The sequence below is a fragment of the Herbaspirillum chlorophenolicum genome (assembly GCF_001189955.1).
Lineage (GTDB): Bacteria > Pseudomonadota > Gammaproteobacteria > Burkholderiales > Burkholderiaceae_D > Herbaspirillum > Herbaspirillum chlorophenolicum.
Genome location: NZ_LFLT01000087.1, coordinates 1 through 6,930, shown reverse-complemented (window position 1 = coordinate 6,930; position 6,930 = coordinate 1). Strand labels below are relative to the sequence as shown.

Annotated in this window: 5 protein-coding genes; 2 read left to right on the top strand and 3 right to left on the bottom strand. The window is 62.1% G+C overall.

All coding sequences use genetic code 11. From position 1 onward, the window contains the following. Positions 1 to 196: hypothetical protein (locus tag AKL28_RS25175; protein ID WP_231602651.1), on the top strand; the 196-nt coding region annotated here is incomplete at its 5' end. 43 nt (positions 197 to 239) lie between these two features. Here the strand turns inward: AKL28_RS25175 and AKL28_RS22790 are convergent. The 3 genes from AKL28_RS22790 to AKL28_RS22780 all read right to left on the bottom strand — a co-directional run bounded on the left by AKL28_RS22790 (position 240) and on the right by AKL28_RS22780 (position 4,853). Further along, entirely contained in the window at positions 240 to 2,003 is a 1,764-nt protein-coding gene (locus AKL28_RS22790) for an allantoate amidohydrolase (protein ID WP_050470587.1), read from the bottom strand. 272 nt (positions 2,004 to 2,275) lie between these two features. Next, entirely contained in the window at positions 2,276 to 3,670 is a 1,395-nt protein-coding gene (locus tag AKL28_RS22785; protein WP_050470586.1) for a nucleobase:cation symporter-2 family protein, read from the bottom strand. A 235-nt stretch (positions 3,671 to 3,905) separates the two neighbouring features. Beyond that, positions 3,906 to 4,853, bottom strand: coding sequence for a LysR substrate-binding domain-containing protein (locus tag AKL28_RS22780; RefSeq protein WP_050470585.1), 948 nt, complete (start codon positions 4,851 to 4,853; stop codon positions 3,906 to 3,908). A gap of 791 nt (positions 4,854 to 5,644) precedes the next feature. On the opposite strand from AKL28_RS22780, the gene AKL28_RS22775 reads away from it, so the two are divergent. Further along, on the top strand, positions 5,645 to 6,901 hold the full coding sequence (locus AKL28_RS22775; protein ID WP_050470584.1) for a urate hydroxylase PuuD: 1,257 nt from the start codon (positions 5,645 to 5,647) through the stop codon (positions 6,899 to 6,901). The last annotated feature ends 29 nt before the right edge of the window (positions 6,902 to 6,930 follow it).

Below are 6,930 nucleotides of genomic sequence, written 5' to 3'. Positions count from 1 at the left end.
CCCGCTGGAGTCGCCGAAAAAATGGGAAAGACAGAGTCGCTTCGCTCCGACTGTCTTTCTGATCCATTTTTTCAGCGACTCCAGCGGCTGGTCAGAAGCGGACTTCGTAACCGGCTCGCCTTCTGCATTGCGTTACTTTCCCTCGCCTGCGGCTTCGATGTGGTGGCTCGCTATCTTGCTTTCGCCGTCGTCCTGACGAAAGTCAGGACCCAGTGTCGTTAAAGCCCCAACTTCGCCATTCAGGCCTTCGCCTTGAAACTACGCAAGAAATCCAACAGGATCTGCCCCGACACTTCCGCATCATCCGCCGTCATGGTTTCCAGCGGATTATGGCTGATGCCGCCATTCCCGCAGCGGGTAAACAACATGCAGACATCGGTCATCCTGGCGATCGCCATGGCGTCGTGTCCGGCGCCGGAGGCCAGTTCGAACGGTGTGATGCCGGCGCGTTCGGTGGCGGCGGCGAGTTGTTGCATCAGCCACGGCGCGCACGGTGCGGCGGGGGCGGAGACGGTTTCTTCGATCTTGGCGTCGACGCTGCGGCGGTCGCAGATTTCACCGATCTTGGCCAGGATGTCGGCCACGGCGGCCTGGCGCACGTCGTCGCGGGCGGCGCGGATGTCCAGCGAGAGCTGGCAGGCGCCGGGGATGACGTTGGTCGAGCCGCGCGGTACCTGCAACTGGCCGATCGTGCCTACCAGCGAGGCGTGCTGGTCTTGCGAGCAGCGCTGTTCGACGTAGAGGATGATTTCGGCGGCGGCGGCGCCGGCGTCACGGCGCATGTTCATCGGCGTGGTGCCGGCGTGGCTGGCTACGCCCTTGAGATCGACCAGGTAGCGCGAGCTGCCGGCGATGGAGGTGACGATGCCGACCGGCAGGTCGCGATTCAGGAGCACCGGGCCTTGTTCGATGTGGACTTCCACGTAACCCAGGATGTCGGAGGGATCGCGCGCGATCTGCGGGATGGCGGCGACGTCGTGGCCGGCCTGGGTGATGGCGTCGCGCATGGTGATGCCGTCGCGGTCTTGCAGGTCCAGCAGGTTCAGGTCGAACTGGCCGATGACGGCATTGCTGCCGAGGAAGGTGCTCTTGAAGCGTACGCCTTCTTCTTCCGAGAAACCGATCACTTCGAAGTGGAAGGGCAGGGTTTCGCCGCGTTCGTTCAGGTGCTTGACGGCGGCAATCGCCAGCAGGATGCCTTCGCGGCCGTCGTACTTGCCGCCGTTGCGCACGGTGTCGTAGTGCGAGCCGGTCAGCAGGGTCCTGGCCTTCGGGTCGGTGGAGAGGTAGCGGCCGACCACGTTGCCTACCGCGTCGATGTGCACGTGCATGCCGGCTTCGCGCATCCATTGGGCGATCTGGTCGGCGGTGCGGCGGTGGGTGTCGGTGAGGTAGGTGCAGGTCAGCGCGCCTTCGTCTTCCGACAGTGCGCCGATCTCCTCGGCCCATTGCATTACCGTCGCGCCCAGTGCCGGCTTGTAGCCTGCCAGGTCGTTGATGCGCATTTCGGCGATGCGGCCGATCTGGCGCAGCGCTTCGCGCAGTTCGTCTTCCGGCTGGTTGCGCAGGCGGCGGGTGAAGGTGGCGATGATCTGCTGGCGCGTCAGGCCGGCGCCGGTCGGGCCCTTGACCGCCAGGATGAAGGGGAAGCCGAACTTGGCGTTGTAGTCGGCGTTGAGCTTTTGCAGCGCGGCGAATTCTTCCGGCGAGCACAGGTTGAGCCCGGCCTTGGCCTGTTCGCCGGTGGATTCGGCGGTTAGCTCGCCGGCGATGGCGGCTTTGCCGGCCAGTTCCGGGTGGGCGCGGATCAGGCCCAGTTGCTCGGCGCGGCTGGCGTCGGCGACGACCTTCTGCAGCGCCAGCTTCAGGGCGGTCAGGCTGCGGAACGGGCGCTGCGCTGCCGCGCGCTCGGGAATCCAGGGAGAATGCTCATAAATGCCATGCAGGGCGGCGATGAAGGCGGAGGCCTCGGCGTTGTTGAGTTGTTCCAGTGTCGTCGTCATGTGCTTGCCGGGCGGATTGGCCGCCCGGTCCCTTCGGTTATTTGGTGTTGCAGCGTTATGGTGCTTCGCGGTTGGCCGGCATCTGGTTTTTACGATTGTCGGCCGCGATTGTTGCGCTTGGGTGTCGTCCAAAGCCGCCATGCAGGCGGCTTGAGGCGGCAACCTAGACTGTAAAACATCTCGGCCCGGATGGCATCAACGGTTTCATCTGGGCCGTATGCGATTTCGCTTATCACGCGGCGGATATATGCCTTATCTCCGCCGCGTTTTCCTCAGTGGTCCGAGCTTTGCGCCGCGGCGACTGCATAGCGCGCCACGTCTTCCTGCGAGCCGCGGCCGTTGAAGAACAGGTTCAGGATCACCGCCATGGCCGAGGCCAGCAGGATGCCGCTGTGGAAGATGGTGCCCAGGACGTGCGGCATCTTGTCGAAGAAGGTCGGCGCGACGATGGGGATCATGCCCACGCCGATGCTGATGGCGACCACGAAGAGATTGTTGCGGTTGGTTTGGAAATCGACCTTGGAGAGAATCTTGATGCCGGTCGCCGCCACCATGCCGAACATCACAATGCCGGCGCCGCCCAGTACGAACTGCGGGATCGAGGCCGCCACGTGGGCCATCTTGGGGAACAGGCCGAAGGCGATCAGGATCACGCCGGCAGCGACGCAGACGAAGCGGCTACGTACGCCGGTTACACCCACCAGGCCGACGTTCTGCGAGAACGAGGTGTAGGGGAAAGTGTTGAACAGGCCGCCGATGACCGTACCCAGGCCGTCCACGCGCAGGCCGCGCGCCAGCGTCTTGTCGTCGACCTTCTTGCCGACGATGTCGCCCAGCGCCATGAACATGCCGGTCGATTCGATCATGGTCACGATCATGACCAGGCACATGCTGATGATGGAGGCGATGTCGAACTGCGGCATGCCGTAGTGGAACGGCTTGATGAAGGCGAACCATTCGGCCGCGTCCAGGCCGGTGAAGCTGATCTTGCCCAGCGCGAAGGCGATCACGAAACCCACCACCATGCCCATCAGCACCGAGATGTTGGAGATGAAGCCCTTGGTGTATTTGGTGATCAGCAGGATGGAGACCAGCACGATGGCGGCGATCGACAGCGACAGCGGCGAGCCGTAGTCAGGGTTGGGAATCTTCACGAATACGCCGTCCACCAGCTTGCCGATCACCGGCTGGCCGCCAGCGGCCCAGTTGATGCCCACGCCCATGAGCGAGACGCCGATCACGGTGATCACCGTGCCGGTCACCACGGGTGGGAAGTAGCGCATCAGCTTGCTCATGTAAGGCGAAGCCAGGATACAAAAAACGCCGGATGCAATCACGGCGCCATAGATGTGGAGGATGGAAAGAGAAGGATTGTTGGCCATCGCCACCATCGGTCCGACGGCGGCAAAGGTGACGCCCATCATGACCGGCATCCTGATGCCGAATTTCCAGATGCCGGCACTTTGGATGATGGTGACCAGTCCGCAGCAGAACAGGTCGGCGCTGATCAGGTAGGCGATTTCGGATTTGGGAAGGTTCAGTGCGCCGCCGATGATCAGCGGCACGGCGATGGCGCCGGCGTACATCACCAGCACGTGCTGCATGCCCAGTGCGAACAGTTTGAATATGGGTAGGCGTTCATCCACCGGATGGCTAGGGGTTTGCATTGGCTGTCTCCTGGTTTGTTTTTTGTCTCGAAACCTGACATGTGACCGCGCCTGTCCTGGCGTGTCTTGTCGCTTGAAATGTGGTTCCGTGGTCAGTGCCTTGTTCCGTTTCTTTTGTTCGGATACAGGCCTGGTGACTGGATACTAATGCAATCCCATGGGCCGGATATATAAGGTACGAGATACCGCTTTGCAGACCTTGGATATATGCGGCATCGGCGATTCGAATCGTTTTTCAGTGGTGTGCTGCCCCAACCATCATCTTGGCCGCGGCGCTGATCTGGGCGCGCAGCCACTTGTGCTCGGTGGCCTGGTGCACGCGCTCGTGCCACAGCTGGTAGAAACGCAGCGGCGGGAATTTCACCGGCACCGTGTAGCTTTTCAGGGACAGCAGCTTCTCGTAGAAGCTGGCGAACTGCTGGCCGGCGGTCAGCACCAGGTCGGTCTGCGCCACCATGTAGGGCAGCATGCGGAAATGGGCCGACTCCACCACCACATTGCGGCGCAAGTTTTGTTTCTCCAGGAAAGTATCGATGGTGCCGTGGTAGCCGGGCAGGATCTGCGAAGGCGCGGCATGCGGCAGCGAGAGGTAATCCTCGATGCTCATGGCGTCGCGCGCGGTGCGCTTGGCGTAGGCGCAGTCGGCGCGCATCAGGCAGACGATGGGATCGTCGAACAGCTTGGACAGGTGCAGGTGCGGCGGCGGTTCGTCCCAGTTGGCGATCACCAGGTCCAGCTCGCCGTCCGACAGCAGGCGCACGTAATCGGTCTCGGGGCCGAGCGCGTGGATCACGATGCGGCTCCTGGGCGACTCGCGCCGCAGCCGCGCAATCACTTCAGTGAAGAAGGGCGTGTTCATGTAGTCCGGCGCGGCGATGTGGAAGGTGCGCTCCTCATCCTGCGGCACGAAGGCGGTCTTGGGTACGAACAGGCGCTCGGTCTCGTCCAGGATGCGCTTGGCCGGCTTCAGCAGGCTTTCGCCGTGCTGGGTCGGCACCATGCCGCGCGCGCCGCGCACCAGCAGCGGGTCGCCGGTCAGCTCGCGCAGTTTGCGCAGCGAGGCCGAGATCGACGGTTGCGGCTGGTTCAGTTTCAGGGCGACGCGTGAAACGTTCTTCTCGCACAACAGCAGATAAAGAATACGGATGAGGTGGATGTCGAGATGGTCTGGCAGCCTGGACATGGGAATGTCTCCGGGTTCATCGTTAAAGGGCATGGTGATTGCCCAATACGTGCTGGGGGGCAGGTGACGGTTTTTCGTTCACTCTGTCGGCGCCCGTGACCGGGATCGCGGGCGGCCTGGTTTATTGCGTCACATGTTGTTGCGGGTTCGCGGCGGCGGCACAGGACATGGCGCCGGACGGAATGCAACCACCATGCCATGGCCAATCTGGTTCGCCTTCGTGCGCCGGCCGGTCTCTGCGGCCTTTTTTGCTTGCCTGCCCAGGCAGGAGGGCATGGGTGGCAAGAGTTTGGTTAATGGAGTGAATTGCGCACGACCGCAAGCGTCCCACATTTACGAGTCATTTTTGTATATGGACACGCGTATGTCAAATATACGTTGTGAGCCATGTTTAGAAGTCCGGGGCCGTTTATCTTCTGTGCAACCGGCCCATGCCACGGAAATTGCCGAATATCAGGTGCGATTGTACGAAGCATGGGACGGAAGTTCCAAGAACAGATGGTATGAAGACGCCGTTCAACATCTTGAACAAGCGCTAAGAAACCATCGGGTCGTAGCGGCAGCGACGGCAGGAGACCGGTACGGTGCGGCAAGCAGCCGCGCCAGCCATTCCCGCCTCGCAGGAAGCTCTCATCCACTCAGAATTGCATTGCTGCACGGCACTGTTGCCGTTGCGCCAACCATCCTGCAGCCGGGTGGACGAGCTTTCATGACGGCCCTTTACTGAGGCAATGCCTCGCCTGTCCGGAGTTGCCTGCGGTGGCGGACGGGAATCCTAAGTTGGGGAAGACATGGAAGCATTATTGGTATCGTATGGCATCGAATGGGCCAACCTGCTGGTGCGCTGGCTGCACCTGATCACCGGCATCGCCTGGATCGGTGCTTCATTCTATTTCGTCTGGCTGGACAACTCCATCCGTCCGCCCAAGCCGGGCAGCGACCTGGAGAAGAAGGGCGTGTCCGGCGAACTGTGGGCAGTGCACGGCGGCGGTTTCTACAACCCGCAAAAATACCTGGTGGCGCCGGGCGAACTGCCGGAAGAACTGCATTGGTTCAAGTGGGAGGCATATGCCACCTGGATCACCGGCATCGCCATGCTGTTCATTGTCTACTACTTCAACGCTTCGGCGATGATGGTCGACAAATCGGTTGCGAACCTCTCCGGCCTTGAAGCCGTGGGCGTGGGCATCGGCACCCTGGTGGTGGGCTGGATCGTCTACGACCTATTGTGCAAGTCGCCGCTGGGCAAGAAGGAAGGCCTGCTGGGGCTGTTGATGTTCGTCTTCATCGTGGCCGTGGCCTACATGCTCACGCACCTGCTGTCCGGCCGCGCCGCCTATATCCACGTCGGCGCCATGATCGGCACCATCATGGTGGGTAACGTGCTGATGGTGATCATCCCCGGCCAGCGCAAGCTGGTGGAAGCGATGAAGGAGGGCAAGTCGCCCGACCCGATCCACGGCCGCCGTGGCAAGCAGCGCAGCGTGCACAACAACTACTTTACGCTGCCGATCCTGTTCATCATGATCAGCAACCACTACGCGATGACCTATACGCATGCGTATAGCTGGCTGGTGCTGGCGGCCATCATGGCGGCCGGCGTGCTGATCCGCCATTTCTTCAACCTGCGCCACAAAGGCAAGGTCTCGATCGGTTATCCGATTGCCGGCGTGGCCCTGCTGCTGGCCGTGGCGGTGGCGATCGCACCGCGTCCGGTGGTGCCGGTGGCCGCTGCGGCTGCCGTACCTGCCGCAGATGGATCGGTTGCTGCGGCAGCCGCGGCACCGGCAGCGCCCGATTTCGCCAAGATCCAGGCCATCATCACCCAGCGCTGCGCGAGCTGCCACTCCGACAAGCCGACCCAGGCCGGCTTTGCTACCGCACCGGCAGGCATGATGTTGCAGACGCCCGACCTGATCCATCAGCACGCCGCCAAGGTCTTCCAGCGCGCCGTGCAGACCAAGGACATGCCGCTGGCCAACATGACGCAGATGACGGACGAGGAACGTTCCGAAATCGCCGCCTGGTTCCAGGCCGGCGCCAAGTAAGCCAAGAGAACAAGGAAAACCCATGAACA

Coding starts and splice junctions, on each gene's coding strand:
- AKL28_RS22790 (WP_050470587.1), bottom strand. CDS start 2,003: ATGACGACGACACTGGAACAACTCAACAACGCCGAGGCCTCCGCCTTC.
- AKL28_RS22785 (WP_050470586.1), bottom strand. CDS start 3,670: ATGCAAACCCCTAGCCATCCGGTGGATGAACGCCTACCCATATTCAAA.
- AKL28_RS22780 (WP_050470585.1), bottom strand. CDS start 4,853: ATGTCCAGGCTGCCAGACCATCTCGACATCCACCTCATCCGTATTCTT.
- AKL28_RS22775 (WP_050470584.1), top strand. CDS start 5,645: ATGGAAGCATTATTGGTATCGTATGGCATCGAATGGGCCAACCTGCTG.